22 protein-coding genes are annotated in these 22,465 nt (G+C 73.7%); 14 read left to right on the forward strand and 8 right to left on the reverse strand.

What is annotated here, in order from left to right; translation table 11 throughout:
* Positions 1 to 97: 97 nt before the first annotated feature.
* The 4 genes from O7633_RS00195 to O7633_RS00210 form a co-directional block, all read right to left on the reverse strand.
* A complete protein-coding gene (locus tag O7633_RS00195; protein WP_278134382.1) occupies positions 98 to 1,750 on the reverse strand; it encodes a ricin-type beta-trefoil lectin domain protein in 1,653 nt (550 codons plus the stop codon).
* A 319-nt stretch (positions 1,751 to 2,069) separates the two neighbouring features.
* Positions 2,070 to 4,097, reverse strand: coding sequence for a beta-galactosidase (locus O7633_RS00200; protein WP_282325253.1), 2,028 nt, complete (start codon positions 4,095 to 4,097; stop codon positions 2,070 to 2,072).
* Positions 4,094 to 5,620 (reverse strand): alpha-L-fucosidase, encoded by a 1,527-nt coding sequence (locus O7633_RS00205; RefSeq protein WP_282325254.1) that lies wholly within the window; start codon positions 5,618 to 5,620, stop codon positions 4,094 to 4,096. The genes O7633_RS00200 and O7633_RS00205 overlap by 4 nt, the downstream gene beginning before the upstream one ends.
* A 105-nt stretch (positions 5,621 to 5,725) precedes the next feature.
* Positions 5,726 to 6,751 carry an aldo/keto reductase gene (locus tag O7633_RS00210; RefSeq protein WP_278134388.1) on the reverse strand — a complete coding sequence of 342 codons (1,026 nt, stop codon included), beginning with the start codon at positions 6,749 to 6,751 and terminating at the stop codon, positions 5,726 to 5,728.
* Positions 6,752 to 6,972: 221 nt separating this feature from the next.
* Here O7633_RS00210 and O7633_RS00215 point away from each other — a divergent pair, with 221 nt between their 5' ends.
* The 3 genes from O7633_RS00215 to O7633_RS00225 all read left to right on the forward strand — a co-directional run bounded on the left by O7633_RS00215 (position 6,973) and on the right by O7633_RS00225 (position 8,937).
* Entirely contained in the window at positions 6,973 to 7,386 is a 414-nt protein-coding gene (locus O7633_RS00215; protein WP_246384583.1) for a VOC family protein, read from the forward strand.
* A complete protein-coding gene (locus tag O7633_RS00220) occupies positions 7,374 to 7,784 on the forward strand; it encodes a nuclear transport factor 2 family protein (RefSeq protein ID WP_278134390.1) in 411 nt (136 codons plus the stop codon). Before O7633_RS00215 ends, O7633_RS00220 begins: the two co-directional genes overlap by 13 nt.
* Positions 7,785 to 8,169: 385 nt before the next feature.
* A complete protein-coding gene (locus O7633_RS00225; protein ID WP_074477788.1) occupies positions 8,170 to 8,937 on the forward strand; it encodes an IclR family transcriptional regulator in 768 nt (255 codons plus the stop codon).
* 37 nt (positions 8,938 to 8,974) lie between these two features.
* On the opposite strand, the gene O7633_RS00230 is transcribed toward O7633_RS00225, so the two are convergent.
* Together O7633_RS00230 and O7633_RS00235 are read right to left on the reverse strand one after the other, a co-directional pair.
* The gene (locus O7633_RS00230) at positions 8,975 to 9,829 is read right to left on the reverse strand and encodes an IclR family transcriptional regulator (protein WP_178064466.1); all 855 of its coding nucleotides are present in this window, start codon (positions 9,827 to 9,829) and stop codon (positions 8,975 to 8,977) included.
* 49 nt (positions 9,830 to 9,878) lie between these two features.
* The gene (locus O7633_RS00235; protein ID WP_282325256.1) at positions 9,879 to 11,195 is read right to left on the reverse strand and encodes a hypothetical protein; all 1,317 of its coding nucleotides are present in this window, start codon (positions 11,193 to 11,195) and stop codon (positions 9,879 to 9,881) included.
* A 173-nt stretch (positions 11,196 to 11,368) separates the two neighbouring features.
* Here O7633_RS00235 and fdxA point away from each other — a divergent pair, with 173 nt between their 5' ends.
* From fdxA to O7633_RS00270, 7 genes are read left to right on the forward strand one after another with little or no spacing between them, the layout of a single operon-like run.
* Positions 11,369 to 11,680 carry a ferredoxin gene (gene fdxA, locus O7633_RS00240; protein ID WP_074477794.1) on the forward strand — a complete coding sequence of 104 codons (312 nt, stop codon included), beginning with the start codon at positions 11,369 to 11,371 and terminating at the stop codon, positions 11,678 to 11,680.
* A gap of 8 nt (positions 11,681 to 11,688) precedes the next feature.
* Positions 11,689 to 12,660: an NAD(P)/FAD-dependent oxidoreductase gene (locus tag O7633_RS00245; RefSeq protein ID WP_282328701.1), complete on the forward strand. Its 972-nt coding sequence runs from the start codon at positions 11,689 to 11,691 to the stop codon at positions 12,658 to 12,660.
* The gene (locus O7633_RS00250) at positions 12,657 to 13,655 is read left to right on the forward strand and encodes a fumarylacetoacetate hydrolase family protein (RefSeq protein ID WP_282325257.1); all 999 of its coding nucleotides are present in this window, start codon (positions 12,657 to 12,659) and stop codon (positions 13,653 to 13,655) included. Before O7633_RS00245 ends, O7633_RS00250 begins: the two co-directional genes overlap by 4 nt.
* Positions 13,652 to 14,830, forward strand: coding sequence for a hypothetical protein (locus tag O7633_RS00255; protein ID WP_278134399.1), 1,179 nt, complete (start codon positions 13,652 to 13,654; stop codon positions 14,828 to 14,830). Before O7633_RS00250 ends, O7633_RS00255 begins: the two co-directional genes overlap by 4 nt.
* 7 nt (positions 14,831 to 14,837) lie before the next feature.
* Positions 14,838 to 15,653, forward strand: a complete 816-nt coding sequence (locus tag O7633_RS00260) for an aldolase/citrate lyase family protein (protein WP_282325258.1) — start codon at positions 14,838 to 14,840, stop codon at positions 15,651 to 15,653.
* Between the two features lie 26 nt (positions 15,654 to 15,679).
* Positions 15,680 to 16,054 (forward strand): cupin domain-containing protein, encoded by a 375-nt coding sequence (locus O7633_RS00265; protein ID WP_074477804.1) that lies wholly within the window; start codon positions 15,680 to 15,682, stop codon positions 16,052 to 16,054.
* A gap of 7 nt (positions 16,055 to 16,061) precedes the next feature.
* On the forward strand, positions 16,062 to 16,967 hold the full coding sequence (locus O7633_RS00270; RefSeq protein ID WP_278134404.1) for a ribokinase: 906 nt from the start codon (positions 16,062 to 16,064) through the stop codon (positions 16,965 to 16,967).
* Positions 16,968 to 17,191: 224 nt separating this feature from the next.
* Here the strand turns inward: O7633_RS00270 and O7633_RS00275 are convergent, their stop codons facing one another.
* Entirely contained in the window at positions 17,192 to 18,298 is a 1,107-nt protein-coding gene (locus tag O7633_RS00275; protein ID WP_278134406.1) for an acetamidase/formamidase family protein, read from the reverse strand.
* Between the two features lie 346 nt (positions 18,299 to 18,644).
* Between O7633_RS00275 and O7633_RS00280 the strand changes: the two genes are divergently transcribed.
* Genes O7633_RS00280 through O7633_RS00295 form a run of 4 tightly spaced genes read left to right on the forward strand, consistent with a single transcriptional unit; the run spans position 18,645 to position 21,783 of the window.
* Positions 18,645 to 20,024: an aromatic ring-hydroxylating dioxygenase subunit alpha gene (locus tag O7633_RS00280; protein ID WP_282325259.1), complete on the forward strand. Its 1,380-nt coding sequence runs from the start codon at positions 18,645 to 18,647 to the stop codon at positions 20,022 to 20,024.
* 44 nt (positions 20,025 to 20,068) lie between these two features.
* Entirely contained in the window at positions 20,069 to 20,557 is a 489-nt protein-coding gene (locus tag O7633_RS00285; protein WP_141724015.1) for an aromatic-ring-hydroxylating dioxygenase subunit beta, read from the forward strand.
* A gap of 18 nt (positions 20,558 to 20,575) precedes the next feature.
* Positions 20,576 to 20,893: a Dabb family protein gene (locus O7633_RS00290; protein WP_178064475.1), complete on the forward strand. Its 318-nt coding sequence runs from the start codon at positions 20,576 to 20,578 to the stop codon at positions 20,891 to 20,893.
* Positions 20,890 to 21,783, forward strand: a complete 894-nt coding sequence (locus O7633_RS00295) for a VOC family protein (RefSeq protein ID WP_178064476.1) — start codon at positions 20,890 to 20,892, stop codon at positions 21,781 to 21,783. Before O7633_RS00290 ends, O7633_RS00295 begins: the two co-directional genes overlap by 4 nt.
* Positions 21,784 to 21,835: 52 nt before the next feature.
* Here O7633_RS00295 and O7633_RS00300 read toward each other — a convergent pair whose 3' ends face one another.
* Entirely contained in the window at positions 21,836 to 22,462 is a 627-nt protein-coding gene (locus O7633_RS00300; protein WP_282325260.1) for a DUF2071 domain-containing protein, read from the reverse strand.
* Positions 22,463 to 22,465 lie beyond the last annotated feature (3 nt).

Raw genomic sequence — 22,465 nt, forward strand, 5'->3', positions numbered from 1 at the left:
GTGTGGCGGATTTGGCGTACGAGAAGGCGGGCGCCCCGGAGGCCGGGCCGTCTGCCGACGGTGGCGTCCGGGGCGCCCGGTGGCGCGTGGGGTCAGGTCAGGCCCGGCTCCACCGCTGGTTCGCGGCGGTGTGGCAGGTCCAGGCGAGCACGGTGGTGCCGTTGGCCGTGCCGGAGTTGTTGACGTCCAGGCAGAGCGACGGGAACCGCACGTTGCTGATGGTGCCGTTGCCGTTGAAGGTCCACTGCTGGTTGGTGCCGCCGGTGCAGTCCCAGATCTGGGCCCGCGTGCCGGCGACGGCGTTCGTGGGCAGCTCCAGGCACTTGCCGAGGACCTGGAGGGCCTGGCCGGACTGGGTGAACTGCTGGTTGGCGTTGCTGTGGCAGTCCCAGATCAGCGTGCCCGTGCCGTTGGCCGTGTTGCCGTTGTCGACGTCCAGGCACCGGCCGCTGGACTCGCTGCGCAGCCGGAACGTGGTGGTGGGCGGCGGGGTGGTGGTGCCGCCGCCGCTGACCCGGTAGACGACCGTGCCGTGGGCCGGGACGCTGGCCGAGATGGCGCCCGTGGTGGTGGAGGTGCCGTTCGTCCAGGCGTCGCGCAGGGTGAACGAGGAGCCGGACTTGCCGATCGCGGCGGCGGTGGTGGAGATGGTGGTGGTGGAGCCGCCCTGGTTGAACAGGGCGACGGCCACGTCGCCGTTGGCGAGCCGCTTGGCGAGCACCCGGCGGGTGCCGTCGTTGGAGACCTGGGTGGCCTGGAGGCCGAGGGTGTCCTGGTTGATCGCGATGAGGTTGGCGTTCTTGAGGATGGTCTGCGTGGCGCTGTTCATGTTGCGGATGTCGTTGCCGGCGATCAGCGGCGAGGCCATCATCGCCCACATCGCGAAGTGGCTGCGCATCTCGGTGTCGTTCATGCCGCCCCGGCCGACCTCCATCATGTCGGGGTCGTTGAACGCGCCCGGACGCGCGTAACCCGCCAGCGGCACGGTGACGTTGATGATGTTCTGGATGCCCATCGGGTAGCCGTTGGTCTGGCCGGTGTCCCAGGCGTTGGTGATGTCCTCGGTGGTGCGCCAGATGTTGGCGACGTCGCCCCAGTTGCGCATGGGGCCGGTCTTCTCGTGGATGCTGTTCGAGTTGATGCTGTAGAGGATCGGGCGACCGGTGGCGGCGAGCGCGTCGCGCATGATGGCGAACCGGTTGACCTGCTCGGTGATGGTGCCGGTGGGGGAGCACCAGTCGTACTTGAGATAGTCGACGCCCCAGGCGGCGAACTGGCGGGCGTCCTGGGCCTCGTGGCCCATCGCGCCGGTGGCCCCGGGGTAGGAGTTGAAGTACTGGGCGCAGGTCTTGTCCAGCGGGGCCTGGTAGATGCCGAACTTGAGGCCCTTGCTGTGGATGTAGTCACCCAGGGCCTTCATGCCGCTGGGGAACCGCGTCGGGTCGCCCTGGAGGTTGCCGGCCGAGTCGCGGTTGGGGTTCATCCAGCAGTCGTCGACGACGACGTACTGGTAGCCGGCGTCCCGCATGCCGGTGCTGACGATGGCGTCGGCCATCTGCCGGATCAGCGTCTCGTTGATGTTGCAGTAGAAGGTGTTCCAGCTGTTCCAGCCCATCGGCGGGGTGCGGCCCACCCCGTTCTCCAATGCCTGAGCTGGTTGCGGGGCGGCAACCGTGTCGACCACGGTCAATCCGACTGCTCCCAGGAGTGCGACGCCAAGGGCGGCGAACCATCTCGTACGTGCGCGCATTGACTCTCCATCTTCGGGACGGTGGACGTCGTCGTGCCGCCTGCCAATTGATGGGCCATTCGGCAGGCATGGGGTGTGCACTGGTGACATCTTGGTGGCGGTCACCTGCGATTACGGGGCGGTAATGCGACCTGTCTTCAGCGCTGCACGGAATTTCCGAATGGCCGCGGCTCGATGCGGTAATGCGCATCGCTCCGAGGCCGGCGGGGATCCCGATAAGCTGGTTGGAGCAGCCCGGTAGCTCCTCGGGAAAGTTAACATGTGACCGCTCACACGGGCAAGCAAAGGAGCTGTTGTCGATCGTCTGTCGCCAATGGGGTCACGCCCCGTTCCCGGTCGTCAGCCCAGGGGGGGCCGAGCTGACCACCCGCACCTCGCCGGCCGGCAGGTGCAACTCTCCGTCGACGGGTCGGTCGGTGAGCATCTCCCGGCCCGTGGCCGCGAGGACGGCATCCGTGTCGGCGTGGTTGACGAAGAAGGTGAAGACCTCCTCGTCGTTGCGGCGCACCAGCACCTCCACCCCGGCCGGCACGCCGGTGGGGGCGGCCACCAACGACCGCGCGAGGGCGAGCAGCGAGTCGCCGTCGAGGCCGGCGGAGACGTACACGGCGCGGCCCCCGCCCGGCAGCGGACGCGACGTGACCGCGGGACGGCCGTCGAGCTGCCCCCCGGAGTATCCGGCCAGCACCTCCGCCTCGCCGACCCGGAGGAGCTCCGTCCACTCCGTGCCGCGCCAGCCGTTGTCGAGGGTGAACGTCTCGCCCTCCTGCAACGGACGGAACTCCTCACACCGGACACCGAGGAGGTCACGGAACGCGCCCGGGTAGCCGCCCAGCCGCACCTGGTCGTTCTCGTCCACGATCCCCGACAGGAAGCTCACCACGACCGTGCCGCCCGCCCCGGCGAAGGCGGCCACCCGCGCCGCCGTGTCGTCGCCGGTCAGGAAGAGCGCCGGCACCACCACGACCTCGTGGCCGGCGAGGTCGGCCCACGGCGGGAGCACCTCGATGCTCGCGTTCAGCCGCCAGAACGCGTGGTGCCAGTCGCGGACGAGGCGGCCGTAGTCGAGGTGGTTGTTCGGCTTGACCCCCTTCGCCATCGCCCAGCCCGCCTCGTCGTCGAAGAGGATGCCGACCCGGGCCCGGGGAGCGCGCGAGCCCAGGACCGGGGCGAGACTGCGCAGGTACGCGCCCAGCCGGCACACGTCGCGGTAGAGCTCGGTGTCCTCGCCGGCGTGCGGGACCATCGCCGAGTGGAACTGCTCCGCGCCGGCCCGCGAGGCGCGCCACTGGAAGAACATCACGCCGTCGGCGCCGTGGCCCACGTGGCTCAGGCTGTTGCGGATCAGCTCCCCCCGCGTCTTGGCCCGGTTGCGCGGCTGCCAGCTCACCGCGCTGGTCGAGTGCTCCATGAGCAGCCACGGCCGGCGCTGCGTCGTCATCGCCCGCATCCGGTCGCCGGAGAAGGCGACGTCCTGCTCAGGGACTGGGTCGGCGGAGCGGGTGTAGTGGTCGTTGGCGACGATGTCCATGTGCGCCGCCCAGCGCGGGTAGTCCACGACGTCGGGCTCGGCGCCCACCATGAAGTTCGTGGTGACGGGAAGCTGCGGGGTGACGGCCTTGAGCACCCCGCGCTCGGCGAGATAGTGCGCCAGCAGCTCGTCGGAGGAGAAGCGGTCGAAGTCGAGCACCAGCGAGGGGTTCTTCGCGTTGTTGCCGCGCGGCGGAAGGACATGGGCGAAGTCGCGGTACGTGTGGCCCCAGAAGGCGGCGCCCCACGCGTCGTTCAGCGCGTCGAGCGTGCCGTACCTGCGCCGGAGCCAGCCGCGGAACGCCTCCGCCGACACGTCGCAGTAGCAGCGGCCGTTGCCGCCGCCCAGCTCGTTGCTGACGTGCCACATCACGACGTGGTCCCGGTGCCCGTAGCGGTCGGCGAGGGCGCGGACGACGCGCAGCGCGTACTCCCGGAAGACCGGGCTGCTCGGGCACCAGCCGAGGCGCGCGCCGGGCCAGTGCGGCCGCATCTCGTGGTCGACGGGGCGGATCTCGGGGTGCGCCGCCAGCAGCCAGCCCGGGGGCGCGGCGGTCGGCGTGGCGAGGTCGATGGCGATGCCACCCTCGGCCAGGAGATCGACCACCTCGTCCAGCCAGCCCCAGTCGAACTCCCCGTCCGCGACCTCGACCAGCCCCCAGGAGAAGATGCCGAGCGAGACGAGGTTGACGCCGGCCCGCGTCATCAGCCGCACGTCCTCGGCCCAGGTCGCCCTGTCCCACTGCTCGGGGTTGTAGTCGGCCCCGTAGCTCAGGCCCCGCGTGGGCCAGGCGTCGTCGACGTGCGACCAGCTCATCCGGCGACTCCTCGGTCTCGGGGTAGCCACCCGCCGCCCGCCGCGACCACCGCGACCGTGCGGATCGCCGGCAGGCCCCTGGACGCCTCGATCCGCACCCGCACCTCGCTCACGACGCGCGGGGCGAAGCACAGGATGCGCCGGTAGCCGACCGCACCCGCCTCGGCCAGCACCTCCTCGCGCCCGTCGGCCACGGCGGTCACGACGATCCGTTCCAGCCGCTGCCCGTACGTGATGTCCTCGCCGACGACCACGGCGGCGACCTCGGTGGGGGCGGGCAGGACGACCGAGACGGCCGGCAGCCCGTCGGACGCCGCCGGTCGCCACACGCAGCCCTCCGCCGCGCCCGCCACCAGCCGCGCGAGCGCGGCCGGGTCGCCCGCCGGCCCGCCGGCGGCGGGACGCACCGCCCCGGAGGACAGCACGACGTCGGCCGCCGGCACCGCGCCCCGGAACGCGCGGATGCGCTCGCCCAGACCCGTCAGGGCCGCCACGTCGGGGTCGGCCACCAGGCCACGGGAGTCGGGCGGCACGTTGAGCAGCAGACAGGCGTTGCCGCCGACGGCCGCGCGCCACAGCGCGAACAGCTCGTCGGTACAGCGGACCGCGTCGTCCTCGCGCCGGTGGTGGAACCACCCCGGCCTGATGGACGTGTTGACCTCGGCCGGATACCAGACGAGATCGTCGAGGTGGCCCGCGAGAGCCGCCCGGCTGCCCAGGTCCTCCCCGTCGCTGCGCACGAGCCGGGCGAAGGTGCCGTCGTCGACGTGCTGGGAGCGCTCGGCGATGCGCTCGGCGTCGCGCAGCCCGGCGGGCACGACGCTCCACTCGTCCGCCCGGGTGTGCCCGGCCTCGTTGCCGCACCACCGCACGTCCGGCCCGCAGACCGAGATCACCGCGCCGGGTTGCCGCCGCCGGACGACGGTGTAGTACCGCTCCCAGTCGTAGTCCTGGTGCGGGCCGTCGGGGCCGTTTCCGTTGGCGCCGTCGAACCACACCGAGAAGACCTCGCCGTAGCCCGACAGCAACTCCTCCAACTGGGCGACGAAGAAATCGTCGTACGCCTTCCCCGAGCCGTACGTGGCCTCGCCGCGGTCCCAGGGCGAGAGGTAGACGCCGAACCGCAGACCGTGCCGCCGCGCCGCATCCGCCACGAGCCGCACGAGGTCGCCCCGCCCGTCGCGCCACGGCGAGGCGGCGACGGAGCGCGTCGTGACCCGCGAGGGCCACAGGCAGAAGCCGTCGTGGTGCTTGGCGGTGAGGATCACACCGGTCATCTCCGCCGTCGCGAACGCCGTCATCCACTGGTCGACGTCGAGCGCGGCCGGATCGAACAGGGCCGGGTCCTCGTCGCCGAGGCCCCACTCGCGGTCGGTCATCGTGTTCATGCCGAAGTGGACGAAGGCGTAGAACTCCATCGACTGCCACGCCACCTGCCGCGCGCTGGGACGCACGGCGGTCAACGCCTCGATCTCGTCGGCGGAACCCGGCGCGCGACGCGGCGGAGTGGGGGCAGGGGTCATCCGAACGTCCCGTCCGTGCCGGGGCCGATACCGTCCGTCACCCTACTTGACGAATTGACCGCTGTCTTCCCGTGGCCGGTCGGTGCCGCGCCGCCGCCAGGGGCGTCAGCGTCGCCGCAGGGCCGGGTCGGTCAGCGCCGGCGGCTGGTAACCGGCGTCGGCCGGGTTGACGTTGTGGCCCGGCGGCACCAGCGCGTCGATGCGGTCCAGCACGTCGGCCGGCAGCCCGTCGAGCTGACCCGCGCCGAGCTGGCTGCGCAGCTGCTCCAGGGTGCGGGGGCCGATGACGGCGCTGGTCACGGCCGGGTGGCTGAGCACGAAGCCCAGCGCCAGCTCGATCAGCGTCAGGCCGCTCTCCCGGGCCAGCGCGTCCAGCTCGCCGACCAGGTCGAGCTTGCGGTCGCGGGCGGCGGCGTCGCGGAAGTCGAAGTGGTCGCCGTTGCGCCCGGCGCGGGAGTCCGCCGGCACGCTGCCCGCGCGGTACTTGCCCGTCAGCCAGCCGCCGTTGAGCGGGCTGAAGACCATCACCCCGAGCCGGTGCCGCTCGCAGGTCGGCAGCACGCCGGCCTCTGCGCCCCGGGCCAGGATCGAGTACGCGAGCTGCTCGGTGGTGAAGCGCTCCCGCTGGCGCTGCTGCGCGACCCACTGCGCCTCGACGATCTGCTCGGCGGGGAACGCGGAGGTGCCGACGAGGCGTACCTTGCCCTGCCGGACCAGGTCGGACAGGGCGCCGAGGGTCTCGTCGACGTCGGTGCGCGGGTCGGGGCGGTGCACCTGGTAGACATCGATCCAGTCGGTGCCCAGCCGGCGCAGGCTGTCCTCGACCGCTTGCGTGATCCACCGCCGGGAGTTGCCCCGCCGGTTGCGGTCGGCACCCATCGGCTCGTGGAACTTGGTGGCCAGCACCACGTCGTCGCGCCGCCCGCGCAGCGCCCGGCCGACGATCTCCTCGGTCTCGCCGTGCGCGTACACGTCGGCGGTGTCGACCAGGTTGATCCCGGCGTCGAGCGCCTCGGCGACGATCCGGTGGCACTCCTTCTCGTCGGTGTTGCCCCACGCGCCGAACATCATCGTGCCGAGGCAGAGCGTGCTGACCTCGACGCCCGTGCCGCCGAGCCTGCGGTAGCGCATGATCTGACCGTCCTCCTGCTGGTGTGTGTGACCACGCTGGCACGCCGGCCCGGCCCCCGGCACTGTCCCGCCGGGTCGAATCGGCCCGACCGGGTTTGTGTCCCCGGCACATCGCCGCCGCGGCCGGGGGACGAATAGGCTGGTGAAAGCGTAGTTCTGGACATTCCGGCACGGTGGAGGTACTCATGGGGACCGGCCTGACCCAAGCCCGATGGACGCACGTGGCACTGCCCACCGGCGACCTCGACAAGGCGATCGAGTTCTACACGACCCTCACCCCGCTCGTGGTGGTGGAGCGGTTCGCCGACGCCGACGGGGAGAGCGTGTGGCTCTCCAACGACAAGCAGGTCGAGACGCCGTTCGTGCTGGTGCTCGTCTCGTTCAACAAGGACAAGGGCGGCCAGCTCGGCCTGCTCCACCCGTTCGCGCACATCGGCATCGAGGTGCCGCAGCGCTCGGACGTCGACGAGATCGCCGCGCGGGCCCGCGACCTGGGCTGCCTGCACTGGGAGCCCCGCCAGATGCCGCCGCCGGTCGGCTACATCTGCGCGCTGAAGGACCCCGACGGCAACGTCATCGAGATCTCCCACGACCAGCAGGTGTTCGACACCGTACGGCGGCTGTGGGGGAACTGACCGCGGCGCGGACCCGGGAGGCGGTGCTGCGCTACCTGGCCGCGTTGAACGCCCACGACGCCGACGCCGTCGCCGCCTGCGTCAGCGTCGGCTTCGTCAACGAGCACACCGCCGGGCTCGGGCGGGGGGTGGTCGGCCGGGCCGGCTACCGGGACCGGCTCGACGGCTTCCTGGCCGAGTTCGCGGACCTCCGCTACGAGGTGGAGGAGCTGGTCGTCGAGGGGGACCGGGCCGCGCTGGCGTACCGGATGTCCTTCCGGCTGGTCTCCGCGGGCCGGGCCCCCGTGCGCGTGCGCGGGATGTTCCGGTTCCGGGTCGACGCCGACGGCCTGGTCGCGCACCGGGTCGACTACTGGGACAGCGGCGAGGTGCACCGCCAGCTCGCCGTCGAGCAGTGACTGGGCGTGGCCGCCGTGGCCGGGCCGATGTCGCCGTTGACTCCCTTTGCTCTGCACCCAATGACGCAACGGTCGCTGAGGGTAGCTGACCACTGCCCCCTGCCGTCCGCGGCATCCGGAAGAATCGCAGCGTGACGGGCATGTCGCGTCCGTGGGTGCAGAGCAAAGGGAGCGGTGCGCGTGGTCTGGGACAGCGGGGCCTGACGCAGCGTCAGCGCCTACCGGACCCCGGCGGCCCGGCGGCCCGATCTCACTAACCGTAGTCGGAGGGTCGAGGCGGAGGGGCGCCGGCCGCGCCGTCCCCTCCGCCGTTGTCGCGTCCCGGCCGTCGCGCTGGGTAGAGTGCGCATCCTGCGGAGGCGACGGGGATGCGCGAGGTGACACGATGGCGGTCGGGGTCGGGGTCGAGGAACACAGCGGCGACGCGCCGGCGATCCAGACCGTGCAGCGGGCCGCCACCATCCTGAAGGCGTTCTCCGCCGAGCGGCCCCGGCTCACCCTGGCGGAGCTGACCGCCGACCTCGCGATCAGCCGGGCCACCGCGCACCGGTACGCCCGCGCGCTGCGCGCGGCCAACCTGCTGCGCTTCGACACGGCCACCGCCACGTACACGCTGGGGCCGCAGATCCTGGCGATGGAGGCCGCCGCGCGCGCGGCGCTGCCCATCGTCACCGCCGCCGAACCCCACCTGGACCGGCTGACCCGGCTGACCAACCAGACCTCGGTGCTCAGCGTGTGGAACGGCGAGAGCCCGATCGTGGTCCGGTGCATGGACAACGTCAGCGGCGACGTGCGGCTGAGCGTGCGTACGGGCTCGCCGCTGGACCTGGTGCGCTCGGCGCAGGGTCGGGTGTTCTGCGCGTTCCTGCCGCCCGCCGAGGCCCCGGTGGTGGCCCGTCAGCTGCGCCTGTCCGCCGGGCTGCGGGCGGTGGTCGAGCAGGTGCGCCGCGACGGGTTCGCGGTCAACTCGCCGGAGGACTTCGGGGTGCGGGTGCTGGCCGCGCCGGTGTTCGAGCGTACCGCGGTGGTGGCCGCGTTGGGCGTGCTCGGCACCGACGCGGTGCTCTCCGGCGCGGCGGAGGCCGCGGCGGCGGACGCCCTGCTGCGCATCGCGCGCGAGCTGTCCGAGGGGCTCGGCGCGGCGGTCGGCTGACCCGGCCCTCGCCCGGGCAGCATCCGGCCCGCGCCGGTCAGCGGCGGCCCGCGCCCCCGCGCGCCGCCGGGGGACGGGTGCCGTTGCCGTTGTCCGGCGTGGGGTGGTGGCCGTTGCCGGTGCCGGCGGTGCTGCCCAGCTCGGCGGTGACCAGGGCGGCGACCTGTTGCAGGGCGATGGCGAGCGGGGTGTCGGTGCCCTCCGGCACGGAGGTGGTGGTGCCGACGATGGCCATCGCGGCGATCAGCGTGCTGCCGCGGAAGATCGGCGCGGCGATGCTGCGCACGCCGTTGGCCGACGGCGTGTTCGCCGAGATGCCGGTGCGGCGGATCTTGTCGACCTCCCGGCGCAGCTCGGCGGAGGCGGCCAGCTCGTCGGCCAGCCCGACCACGTCGTCCTCGGGCAGGAAGGCGCAGAAGACCCGGCCCTGGGCGGACTCGGTGCGCGAGAGCCGGGAGCCGGTGCGGACGCTGACGCGGATGACCCGGTCGGTGTTGTCGTCGGCGCGGACGACCACGGCCGTGTCGCCGTCCCAGACGCTGAGCACCACGGTCTCGTCGATCTCGCGGACGAGCTGCTGCATGTGCGGGCCGGCGATGCTGATCACCGGCATCGCGGCGCGCGCGGCGGCGGAGAGGGTCAGGATCTGCGGGCCGAGCGAGTAGAGTCCCTCCCGCTCGTCGTAGCGCAGCAGGTTGCTCTCCCGCAGCGCCTTGGTGTAGCGGTGGGCCGTCGCCTTGCTGGTGCCGAGGCTGGCGGTCAGTTCGTTGAGGCTGAGTCGTGGGCGCGCCGCGGTGAACGCGTTGAGGATGACCGCCGCGCGCTGCACGGTCTGGATCGCCGGGGCGCTCTGGTCCGCGTTCTTCCCCGGCGAGGGGCTGTCGTCCGCCATCTGGATCCCTCGTTGCGTGAAGTGAGACAGTATCATGGCATATGGCACATCAGGCTGTCGATATCTGCCGGCTTCGTAGCGCGATGTCGGCATAAATGCGGGCGAAACGCACCAGCTCGGCCACCGCGAAGCGGTCCCTCCGGGGGTCGTCCGGGTCCGCCGGCAGCGACGGTGGGCCCAGCCGGACGGTCGGCACCCCCCGCCCGCGCAGCACCACCCCGTCGGTCGACCCGGTCCAGCCCCGGATGGGCTGGGGCGCGCGGCCGTGCGCGGCCCGCCAGGCGGCGTCGGCCCAGTGGCAGACCGGGGCGTCGGGGTCGGTGGCGGCGGCCGGGTGGACGGGCCAGCCGGTCACGCTCACCCCGCAGTCGCCCAGCGGGGTGCCGCGCAGCTTCTCGGTCAGCGTCGTGGCCAGGGCGTCGGCGATCTCCGCCGGCTCGTCGCCGGGCACCGTCACCAGGTAGAGGTGGAAGTCCAGCCGCCCGGGCAGCAGGTCGGGCTTGCCCGGCTGGCCGGCCCGCACCGCGCCGATGCCCACCTCCGCCCCGACCTGACCGCCGCGCCCGGCGCGCCCGGCCAGGTGCGCGGCGCGGAACGCCTCCAGCGCCGCGACCACCCGGCCGAGGTGCGCCAGCAGGCCGCCCGGCGGGACGGCGGCGTCGCGGAACAGCGCCGGATGGAAGCGGCTGGTCAGGCGTACCCGCAGGAACATGGCCCCCGGCTCGGCGGTGAGCACGCCCGGCGGGCCGCTCTTGGCCACGACGGCGGCGGCCGGCAGCGGGTGCCGGTCGAGGTGGTGGGCCACCCCGCCGGGGGTGGGGCCGGCGTCGGGGTCGGTGCGGTGGGTGCCGGCGGCGGCGAGCAGCAGGGTCAGCCGGTGCGGCCGGCCGGCGGCCCGGCACGCGCCGGCCGCCGCGGCGAAGCCGACCAGGGCGGCCGCGGTCGCCGCGCGGGCCACCCCGAGGCCGAAGCCGCTGACCACCGGCTCGGCGTCCGCCCCGTCGGGCCTGCGCAGCTCGGGCGCGGGGGCGTCCCGACCGGTGATCGGCGCGTCGAAGTCGGCCCCGCCGGTCAGGGAGGTGTCCAGGTGTGAGTAGACGAGCAGCTCCGGCGCGGTGCCGAGGGCGGAGGAGCCGACCAGGTTGGCGCTGTCGGGCAGCGCCGCCGTCGTCGCCAGGGGGTCGACCCGCCAGGACAGCTCCGGCCAGCGCGCGGCGGCCCAGTCGGCGAGCCGGCGGGCGGTGGCCCGTTCCCGGCCGTACGGGCTGGGCTCCGCCCCCAGCGCGGCCAGCGCGTCGAGGACGCCCGCCTCGTCGATCGCCTGTTCGGCCGCCCGCCGCAGTGCCGCCGGCACCTCGTCGTCCATCCCCGCACTCCCGCCGCCGTGACTTCATTCAAGATGACGTCTCGTATGTTGACATACTTGGGATGGCTTCTCTAGCGTGACCTGACATCAACGACATCGCCCCGCATCCGGCGACGTCCGCGCGACGGTCAGCGGTGCGGATGCGGACGGCCGACCCAACCGCTGGAGGACCGATGGCCTACGTGGTCACCGACGAGTGTGTGGACGTGCAGGATCGGTCCTGCGTCGAGGAGTGCCCCGTGGACTGCATCTACGAGGGCGACCGGATGATGTACATCAACCCGGACGAGTGCGTCGACTGCGGGCGCTGCGAACCGGTCTGCCCCGTCACGTCGATCTTCCACCTGGAGGACCTGCCGGCCGACCGGGCCCACTTCGGCCCGATCAACGCCGAGTTCTTCGGCGAGATCGGCAGCCCCGGCGGGGCCCGCAAGATCGGTCGGGTCGGCCGCGACCACCCGGCCGTCGCGGGGAGCGCCACCTGATGGGCGAGCTGCACGAGGTCGACCTCGCGATCGTCGGCGCCGGCCCCGCCGGCCTGTACGCCACCTACTACGCCGGCTTCCGCGGGATGAGCGTGGCGGTGATCGACTCGCTGCCCGAGCCCGGCGGCCAGATCGCCGCCCTCTACCCCGAGAAGGCGATCTACGACATCGCCGGCCTGCCCGCGGTGCGCGGCCAGGAGCTCGTCGACGCCCTGCTCACCCAGGCCGCCACCGCCAAGCCGACGTTCCTGCTCGGCGAGAGCGCCGTCGACCTGACCTGCGCCGAGGACCACGTGCTCGTCGGCACCGACGCCGGCACCCAGGTACGCGCCAAGGCCGTCCTGCTCACCGCCGGCATCGGCACCTTCACCCCCCGCGAGCTGCCCGTCGGCAGCGACTACCTCGGCCGGGGCCTGCGCTACTTCGTGCCCCGCCTCGACGAGCTCGCCGGCCAGGAGGTCGTCGTGGTCGGCGGCGGCGACTCCGCCGTCGACTGGGCCCTCGCGCTGGAGCCGCACGCCCGCAGCGTCACCCTCGTGCACCGCCGGCCGCAGTTCCGCGCCCACGCGCACAGCGTCGCCCAGCTGGAGTCCTCCACCGTGCGGGTGGTCACCCCGTACGAGGTGTGCGGCATCGCCGGGGAGGAGAACGTCACCTCCGTGACGATCGCCGAGGTGCGCGGCGAGGGCCGCGAGGAGCTGCCCGCGCAGGCGGTGGTGGCCGCCCTCGGCTTCATCGCCGACCTCAGCGCCATGGAACGCTGGGGCCTGGAGATGCACCGCCGCTACGTCGCCGTCGACCGGTCGATGCGCACCAACCTGCCGCGCGTCTTCGCCGCCGGCGACATCACCGACTACGAGGGCAAGGTGCGGCTGATCTCCGTCGGCTTCGGCGAGGCCGCCGCCGCCGTCAACAACCTCGCCCCGCTGGTCAACCCGGCGCTGGGCACGGTGCCCGGGCACTCCTCGGACGCGGCATGACCGCCCCCCGCGACGACGCCCGGCACACCGTCGGCGACGGCACGCACCTGGTGGCCACCCGGCACGGGCTGGGCCGGCTCACCGCCGACGGCGACGTCGAGCTGCTCGACCTGCCGTACGCCGACGTGGCCGCGCTGCTGCGCGCCGGCGCCGGGCTCGCCCCGGCCCGCGCCGCGGCCGTGCGCCGCCGGCTGCCGCTGGACGCCCTCGCCGGCGACGTCGTCGCCCCGCTGGGCGGGACGCCGGCCGTGTGGGGGGTGGGCCTCAACTACCACTGCAAGGCGCGCACCACCGGGCGGCCCCTGCCCACCCAGCCCGTGCTCTACCTCAAGTCGCCCAACGCCGGCTCCGGCCCCGACGACACCGTGCCGCTGCCCACCTCGGTCAGCGCGCAGTCCGACTACGAGGGCGAGGTCGCCCTGGTCATCGGGGCGCGGATGCACCACACGCCCGCCGAGCGGGCCTGGGCGCACGTCGCCGGGATCACCGCCGCCAACGACCTGACCTGCCGCGACGTGATGGTCGCCTCCGGCAGCCCCACCCTGGCCAAGAGCTTCCCCGGCTTCGGCGCGCTCGGCGCCTCGGTGCTCGGCCTGGACGCCGTCGCCGACCGCGACGCCATCGGCGTGCGGACCACGGTCAACGGGGAGCTGCGCCAGCAGGCCAGCACCGCCGACCTCATCTTCCCGGTGCCCGACCTGCTCGCCTGGATCTCCCGGTACGTGGTGCTGGAGCCGGGCGACGTGGTGCTCACCGGCACCCCCACCGGCACCGGCCAGGACCGGGGCTGCTTCCTGAGCCCCGGCGACCTGGTCGAGGTCACCGTCGCCGGGGTGCTGCCGCTGCGCACCCGGTTCCGCGCCGAGACCCCGGCCCAGGCAGCCGAGACCCCGGCCGCGCCGGCCGGGACCCCGGCCGCCACGGCCGAGCCCGACCCCCTTCCCGGCGACGCCCGCCCGTCGCCGCCGCTTCGTACAGAGAGTCTGATGCCATGACTGACGACAGTTCCCCGCGCTACGACCTGGTGCTGGCCGGCGGCGAGGTGTTCGACGCCGCCACCGGCGTCAGCCAGGTGACCGACGTCGCGGTGACCGGCGACCGGGTGGCCCGGATCGCCCCCGGCCTCGCCGCGCAGGGCCGGCAGGTCGTCGACTGCTCCGGGCAGTACGTGCTGCCCGGCCTGGTCGAGGCGCACACCCACATCTTCGCCGACGTCTCCAAGGTCGGCGCGCCGCCGGACGAGGCGCACCTGCGCCGGGGCGTCGTCGCGGCCTGCGACGCCGGCACCGTCGGGGCGTCCACCTTCGCGGCGTTCGAGCGGTACGTCGCCGCCCCGGCCCGGATGCGGCTGGTCAACTTCCTCAACGTCTCGGTCCTCGGCCTGATCGACTTCCGGTTCGGCGAGCTGCTCAACCCGGACACGCTGGTGCCGGAGGACGCCCTGGCGGTCGCCGCCGCCAACCCGCACCGGGTACGCGGCTTCAAGATCCGCCTCTCCGAGGACGTCGTGGGGCTGGAGTGGCGCACGCTGCTCAAGCGCTCCCTGGCGCTGTCGGCCGAGGCCGGGCTCCCGCTGATGATCCACATCGGGGAGACCCCGGAGCCGCTGCCGGTGATCCTCGACCTGCTGCGCCCCGGCGACGTCGTGGCCCACTGCTACACCGGCAAGCCGTACGGCATCCTCGGCGACGGCAAGGTCCTGCCCGAGGTGTACGCCGCCCGCGAGCGCGGCGTGCTGTTCGAGTCGGCCCACGGCAAGAGCAACCTCAGCTTCGCCGTGGCCCGCCCGGCCATCGAGCAGGGCTTCCTGCCGGACGTGGTCACCTCCGACACCAGCGGCCGCAACTGGCACGGCCCGGTGTTCGACCTGGTCACCAGCATGGCCAAGCTGCGGGCCATGGGCATGACCATGGAGCAGATCGTGCCCCGGGTGACGTCCGCCCCGGCCCGCCTCACCGGCCTCGACGCCGAGGGCTACGGCAGCCTCGTCGAGGGCGGCCCGGCCCACGTCACGGTCCTCGCCGACGCCGAGGAGGCCGAGCTGCCCGACGCCGCCGGCAACCGGATCGTCGCGCCGCGGCTGGAGCCGAGCCTGGTGCTGCTCGCCGGCGAGCAGGTGCCGACCGTGCCGTGGCGCGGCCTGCCGGCGGCCGGCGTCGCCGGGGCCTGAGCCGCTGATGCCCGCCACCGGTTCCGCGCCGTCCGGCACCGACGCCCCGCCGCCCGGCGGTGTGCACCGCTCCCGCAGGCGGCTGCGGGCGGCGCTGCGCGGTGGCGGGCGGCTCGTCGGCACGTTCCTCAAGCTGCCCGGCCCCGACGTGGTGGCCCTGGCCGCCCAGGCCGGGCTCGACTTCGTCGTGGTCGACCTGGAGCACAGCGCGCTGGACGAGCGCACGGCCGCCGACCAGCTCCGGCTCGCCGCCGCGCTCGGCCTGCCGGCGCTGGTCCGGGTGCCGGCGGTCGACCCGGGCCAGGTCAACCGGCTGTTGGAGGCCGGCGCCGTCGGGATCCAGCTCTCCACCGTCCGCAGCCGGGCCGAGGTCGGGGCGCTGCGCGCGGCCAGCCGGTACGCCCCGCACGGGCGGCGCAGCATCAGCCTCGCCCACCCGGCGGCCGGCTACGGCCTCGGCGGCCTCGACCGGTACCTCGCGGCGGAGGCCGCCGACCCGCCGCTGCTGGTCGCCCAGATCGAGACGGCGACCACCGACGACCCCCTGCCCGACCTGCTGGCCGGCGTGGACGTCGGCTTCGTCGGCACCACCGACCTGGCGGTCAGCCTCGGCCTCGCCGGCACCGACGACCCGACGCCGCTGCTGCGGCGCACCGGCGACGTCGCCGAGGCGGCCCGGGGGGCCGGGGCCGCGCTGGGCGGCTGGGTGGCCGACCGCACGGCCGAGGCCCTGGCCCGGCACGGCCTCACCGACGCCGGCTACCTGGTGGTCGGCTCGGACCTGCAACTGCTCGGCGCCGGCCTGCGCCGGCTCGCCGGCTGACCCCGACCCGGAAAGGGAGCGCTGACATGCTCAACCCGCAGCTCTACGGCATCGCGGTGAACTGGGACGACATCCCGGCCACCGACGTGCGGCCCGGGGTGCGCCGCAAGGTGTACGCCACCGACGAGGTCGTGCTGGCCTGGCACGAACTGAGCGTGGGCATGACGCTCAACCCGCACCACCACGACGACTTCGACCAGCTCGTGATGATCCTCGGCGGCCGGTGCAACTACTACGTCGACGGGGTGCCGCACCCGATGGGGGCGGGCTCGATGCTGCTCGTGCCGCGCGGCGCGGAGCACTACGTCGAGCCGACCGAGGGCCCCTGCATCAACCTGGACGTCTTCGCGCCGCCCCGGGCGGACTTCCTGGCGCACGCCTGGCGTCCCGGGCAGGGCTGAGGCCGCCGTGACCGACATCGTGGTGGTGGGCAGCCTCAACGTCGACGTGGTGGTGCCCCTGGCCGAGCTGCCCGCGCCCGGCCAGACCGTGCTCGGCGTCGCCGACCACTGGCGCGCCGGCGGCGGCAAGGGCGCCAACCAGGCGGTCGCCGCCGCCCGGCTGGGCCGCCGCGTCGCCATGGTCGGCGCGGTCGGCGACGACCCGGAGGGGGAGTGGCTCACCGGGCTGCTCGCCGCCGAGGGCGTGGACACGGCCGGGGTGCTGCGCGCGCCCCGCCCGACCGGCCAGGCGATCGTGCTGGTCACCGCCGACGGCGACAGCACCATCGCGGTCAGCTCCGGGGCCAACATGTGGCTCGCGCCGGAGCACCTCGCGCCGTCGTACGACCTGATCGCCTCGGCCCGCGCGGTGCTGTTGCAGCAGGAGGTCGCCGCCGAGGTGGTGGCCGCCGCGGTGGCCGCGGCGGGCGGCCTGGTGGTGCTCAACCCGGCCCCGGCCAGGCCGGTGGATGCGGCGACCCTGGCCCGGGTCGACGTCCTGGTGCCCAACCGGGGCGAGCTGGCGGCTCTGGCCGGGGTCCCGGCCACGGCGGCCCCACCCGGCCCGGCGGAGCTGCCCGCGCTGGCCCGCTCCCTGGGCACGCGGGGGCCGGTGGTGGTGACCCTCGGCGCGGACGGCGCGCTGGTGGTCGGCGCCGACCGGGAGTGGCTGGTGCCGGCCGAGCGCGTCGACGCGGTGGACGCGACCGGCGCGGGCGACAGCTTCTGCGCGGCGCTGGCCGACGCGCTGCTCGACGGCGCGGCGATCGACGAGGCGGCCCGCTGGGCGAGCCGGGTGGCGGCGGTGACCGTGACCCGGCCGGGCGCGATGGCCGCCGCGCCCCGCCGCGCCGAGGTGCCGGCGGCCTCGTAGGGGCGTTCCTGCGACCTCGGACAACGTCGCGCGCTCGCTTTGCTCTGCACCCACCCGCGCAGCACCCCGCCCACCAGGCGGAATCCCGGACGCCGATGCCCGGGGGTGAGGCGATCCGTCACGGCGGGTCAACCGTTGCGTATCCGGGTGCAGAGCAAAGGGCCCTGACGGACTCGTGGCCACCGGGCGGCGGCGCGTGACGGTACGTCACGCGCCGCCGCGGCTCAGACGTGGGCCGGGAAGTCCGCCTTGCGGATCAGGCAGTGGATGCCCTTCACCCCGTCGACGACCTGGCTGACCTCGAAGTCGGCGGCGGCGCTCAGGTAGGCCAGGGCGGTCTGCGGCGGCATGCCCTGGGTGCGGGCGAGGAAGGCGACGGCGGCGCGCACGGCCCGGCGCATCGCCTCGTCGAGGTCGCTGTGCAGGCCGACGGGCAGCCAGTGGGTCGCGGTCTCGGCGAAGGGGCCGTCGGCGACGCCCAGGGCCCCCGCCTGCGCCTGCGGGACGACCGACAGCCGCAGGGTGGCCCGCAGCGGCGCCTCCAGGGCGGTCAGCGCCACCTCGCCGTCGCCCTGGGCGTAGTGCGGGTCGCCGGCGTAGAAGCCGGCCCCGGGGAGCTGCACCGGCAGGTAGAGGGCGGAGCCGATCTGGAGCTCGTTGATGTCGAGGTTGCCGCCGAACGCGCCGGGCGGCACGGAGTGCACCGGGTCGTCGGTGTCCACCGCCACGCCCATCAGGCCGAGGAACGGGGCGAGGGGGAAGCGGGCGGCCCGCCCGTCGCCGTACGGCAGCGTGCCGTACAGCCGTCCGCCGCTGCTGACCACTGCGGTGAAGTGGCAGACGCTGCCGTACGCGCGGGGCACGTCGCCGTCCGGGCCGGTGTCGGCCGGGGTGAGCGGGAACTCGCCGGGCAGCGCGCCGTAGCCGTGCCGGCTGCTGACGAAGCCGTACGGGGCCCGGACGAGCAGGTCGAGGACCTCGACGCGGAGCACGTCGCCCGGCTCGGCCCCGTCGACCGCGATGGGCCCGGTGACCACGTGCGGCCCGTCGGCGTCGTAGTCGTGGGCGACGTCCGAGGCGGCCAGGTCGCGGGCGTCGGCGAGGACCCCGTCGGCGGGCACGTCGAACTGCTTGAGGTACGCGACCGGGTCGCGGCCCTGGTCCTCCAGGATGCCCTCGTGGCTGAGCGTGTCGATCGTCACCGTCTCGCCCGAGCGGATCCGCAGCACGGGTTCGTGCCGCCGGGTGGGCAGCCGGCCCCACAGGCAGGTCTCGGGCGTGCTCGGCAGGTAGTGGGTTCCAGCGATCGGGCCTTCGTGCGGCTGGAGCATGGGATCCTCCGGGAGGGGTGACACCGGCTGGCGGTGCGATGGGTGGCGCGGCTGGTGACGCGGGTGCCGCCCGTGCGTGGCGGCGGTGGCGGTGGCGTCCGGTGGGTGTGCGGACCGCGGGTGTGCGGGCCACGACGGAGGGGCCCGTACCCGCGGCGCAGCGGCGTGGCCGCGCCCTGTCGACGTTCGGCATCGTGGCCAACGAAACCGCCGTTGCGTGTTGCGCCCGTATTAACAGCGAGTAACCCGGTGCTGGAGTATGTCCTGCTCTTGACAGGTGGCGGGGCCGGATAGCAGCATCGTGGTGCGAGACGCTGTCTCGCATGACGTAGAAGGCGGTGAGGTGATGGCGCAGCAGACGCCGGTACGCCCGCTCGGTGCACCCGGTGACGGCGCGATGATCGACGAGGACTGGGAGGCGCTGCGGTTCCGCGTGCACCGCTCGGCGTACCGCGAGCCGGGGGTGTTCGCCGAGGAGATCGCGCGGATCTGGGGGCACACCTGGCTCTACCTCGGTCACGAGACGGAGATCCCGAAGGCGGGCGACTTCAAGACCCGCACGCTGGGCGGGCGTCCGCTGATCTTCTGCCGCGACGCCGACGGCGAGGTGCGGGTGTTCTTCAACTCGTGCACCCACCGGGGCACCGTGCTGTGCCGGCACAGCGAGGGCAACACCAAGTTCTTCCAGTGCTTCTACCACGCCTGGGCGTTCAGCAACTCCGGGGAGCTGGCCGCGCTGCCCGGCGACGACGCGTACCCCGACGACCCGGCCTTCCGGGCGTCGATGGCGCTGCGTCAGGTGCCCCGCCTCCAGATCCACGAGGGCTTCGTCTTCATCGCGTTCGACCCCGACGTGCCCGACCTGCTGACCCACCTCGGCCCGGCGGCGCACTACATGTCGCTCACGGCCAAGATCGGCGAGCGCGGCATGACCACCCTGCCCGGGGTGCAGCTCTACAGCGTCAAGGGCAACTGGAAGCTGGCCGTGGAGAACGCCATGGACGGCTACCACTTCGCCCCCACGCACAACACCTTCGTCGGCTACCTGCGCGAGACCGGCTTCGCCGTCACCGACGACGACCAGTACGCCTACGACCTCGGCGGCGGCCACGGCCTGCTCGTCCTCACCGGACACAACGGCCGCATCGGCATGGTCTGGGAGCCCCGCTTCGGCGAGGAGGAGAAGGAGCGCACCGTCGTCAAGCGGCGCGAGATGGAGGCCCGCCTCGGGCCCGAGCTCGCCGCCGAGGTCGCCGACGCCAGCCGCATCCTGTTCGTCTTCCCCAACCTGCTGCTGTTCGACCTGGAGGCGCTGACCATCCGGCAGCTCGAACCGGTCGCCGCCGACCGCACCGACGTGCGGGCGTGGCAGTTCGTCGAGGTCGGCGAGCCGGAGTCGGTGCGCGCGCTGCGCATCAAGACGATGGTCAGCTTCGTCGGGCCGGGCGGCCTCGCCACCCCCGACGACATCGAGGCGTACGAGGCGGTGCAGCGCGGCATCGTCGCCACCGCCGACGCGGCCGACCCCGCCCACGACTGGAGCGACATGTCGCGGGGCATGGCCAACGAGAAGCAGGGCAACCAGGGGCGCTCGATCGACGAGGGCGCGATGCGCAGCTTCTGGCGGCAGTGGGCGCACGTCGTCGGCGCGTCCACCAGCGTGGCCGGCGCGCCGCCGGCCGGTGCCCCGGCGAGCGGCCCGGCCGCCGCCGAGGCGGGGGAGTGAGCGCCGTGACGTCGGGCAACGGCAGCCGTGGGGGAGTGGTGAAAGTGGAGTCGCGCGAGGTCACCCGCGCCGAGGTGGAGGAGTTCCTCTACCGCGAGGCCCAGCTGCTCGACGAGTGGCGTCTCGACGAGTGGTTCACCCTCTTCGAGCCCGACGGCCGGCTGGAGGTGCCGACGACCGACTGGGCCGGCTGGGACGCCACCACCGCCGGATACTTCGTCGCCGACGACTACGAGCTGATCCGGGCCCGGGTCAAGCGGCTCAAGAGCCGCAAGGCGCACGCGGAGAACCCGCACTCGCGCACGCACCGGATGGTGTCCAACGTGATCCTGCTGGAGGCCGGCGCGGAGACCGTCTGGATCACCGCGAACTTCGTCATCCACCGCTACCGCGACGGCGGCGCCTACACCTACGTGGGCCGCTACGAGCACGTGCTCAAGGTCGAGCCCGACGGGCTGCGGTTCCGGGTGCGGCGGGCCGTGCCGGTGATGGAGTCCATGGACCCCGGCGCCCGACTCAGCTTCATCCTCTGAGCCGCCATGATCACCCACATGCTCGTGTTCCGCTTCCGCGACGACCTGCCGCCCGGCGCGGCCGAGTCCGTCCTGGCCGAGCTGGAGACGTTCCCGTCGCGGTACCCGGCGATGCGCAACTGGCGCAGCGGGGCCAACGTCAGCACCCGCGACGACACCATGAGCCACGGCTTCGTCGTGGAGTTCCCCACCGAGCAGGACCTGCTCGACTACCTGCACAGCGACTCGCACGAGCGGTTCGTCCGGGAACGCTGGCGTCCGGTCGTCGAGCGCCAGGCCATCGTCAGCTTCCCCACCGTGGGGGACCACCAGCACACCGAGAGGGGTAGCAGATGACCACCGAGGCCGCCGCCCGCCGCCGCGGGCCGTACGGCATGGAGTACGCCCGGATCGAGGTGCCGGACCTGGCCGCCTCCATCGAGTTCCTCCAGTACCACGTCGGCCTGCAACTGGAGCAGCACGACGACGAGTACGCCTTCCTGCGCGCCGACATCGAGCACCACAGCATCGAGCTGGTCGCCGCGCCGCAGCGGGAGGTCTCCTGGACCACCGCGGTCGGCTTCAGCGTCGAGTCCGACGCGGTCCTCGACGACCTGCGGGAGCGGGTCACCGCCGCCGGGCACGAGGTGTTCGAGCTGGCCGACCGGGTCAAGGGCCTCGTCCAGCGCGGCTTCGCCGTCAAGGACCCCAACGGCCTGATCGTCGAGCTGTTCACCGAGTTCGCCGAGTACGCCGAGCCGCCGCTGATCGAGCTGCGCCCGCTGGACCTGGTGCACCCGTTCCTCGCCACCGAGAAGTACGAGGAGACCCTGCGCTTCTACACCGAGGTGCTCGGCTTCCTCGTCTCCGACTACGTCGGCGACGTGACGGCCTTCCTGCGCAGCGAGGACCGCTACCACCACAGCCTGGCGATCCAGCGCAACAAGGAGTTCTACGTCGCGCACCTGTGCTTCATGATGAAGAGCTTCGACCACGTGATGCGCGGTCGGGCGCGCGCCCAGTACAAGCAGGTGCCCATCGCCTCGGACCTGGTCAACCACTCCGCGTCGACGTCGATCGCCTTCTACATGCACGACCCGGTGCACGGGCCGCGCTACGAGCTGTGCGACCGGCACCGGGTCTTCACGCCCGAGGAGCACGAGACCCACCGGGCCCGCCGCATGTCGGTGGACCCGCGCAACATCGACGTGTGGCGGCCCGCCGCCGACGACTGGGGCCGGTTCTGACCTCACCGCCTCTCCTCGCGCGCCGGCCCGGCGGCGGGCCCTCGTCGGCCCGTCAGCCGGGCCGGCGCGCGACGGCGGGCAGGCCGAACACGACCGGCACGCCGGGGGAGTAGAGCACGCTCACCGGCTCTCCGGCGGGCGCGGGCAGCCCCGCGGCGGCGACCAGCTCGTCGTCCAGGCTCAGCAGCTCGGCCCGGTGCAGCGGCCAGCGCGGGTGCCAGTTCGGCAGGTGCAGCGTGCGCCCGTACGCCCGGGTGTGCAGCCCCCAGCGGGCGGTGAGGAAGTGCTCCAGCGGCGTCGGGTCGGCGATCGGGTCGCCGACCCGGACCACCAGGCGGCTCGCCGCGCCGGCCGGGCCGGGCCAGCGCCGCCGGCAGCGGTACGTCACCGTGTCGCCGTCGCGGTCCAGCCGCATCCTCGACCACAGGTACGGCAGCCGCAGGCTCGCCCGCGCGACGAGCACCGGGACCAGCCGGGAGGCGTCGAGCGACCGGAACACCACGGCCCGCCGCCCGGCGTCGTCGACGGAGTAGAGCCGGACGTTGGTCTCCCAGAAGGTGCCGAAGTACGGCACTCCCGGGCCCCGGCCGAGGCCCAGCCCGACCATCCGGAAGCCGACCAGGCCGACGTGGGCGGCCCCGTCGAGGGTGTCGGGGCGTGCGCCGCCCCGCACGACCACCCC

Source organism: Micromonospora sp. WMMD712, assembly GCF_029581295.1.
GTDB classification, from domain to species: Bacteria; Actinomycetota; Actinomycetes; order Mycobacteriales; family Micromonosporaceae; genus Micromonospora; species Micromonospora carbonacea.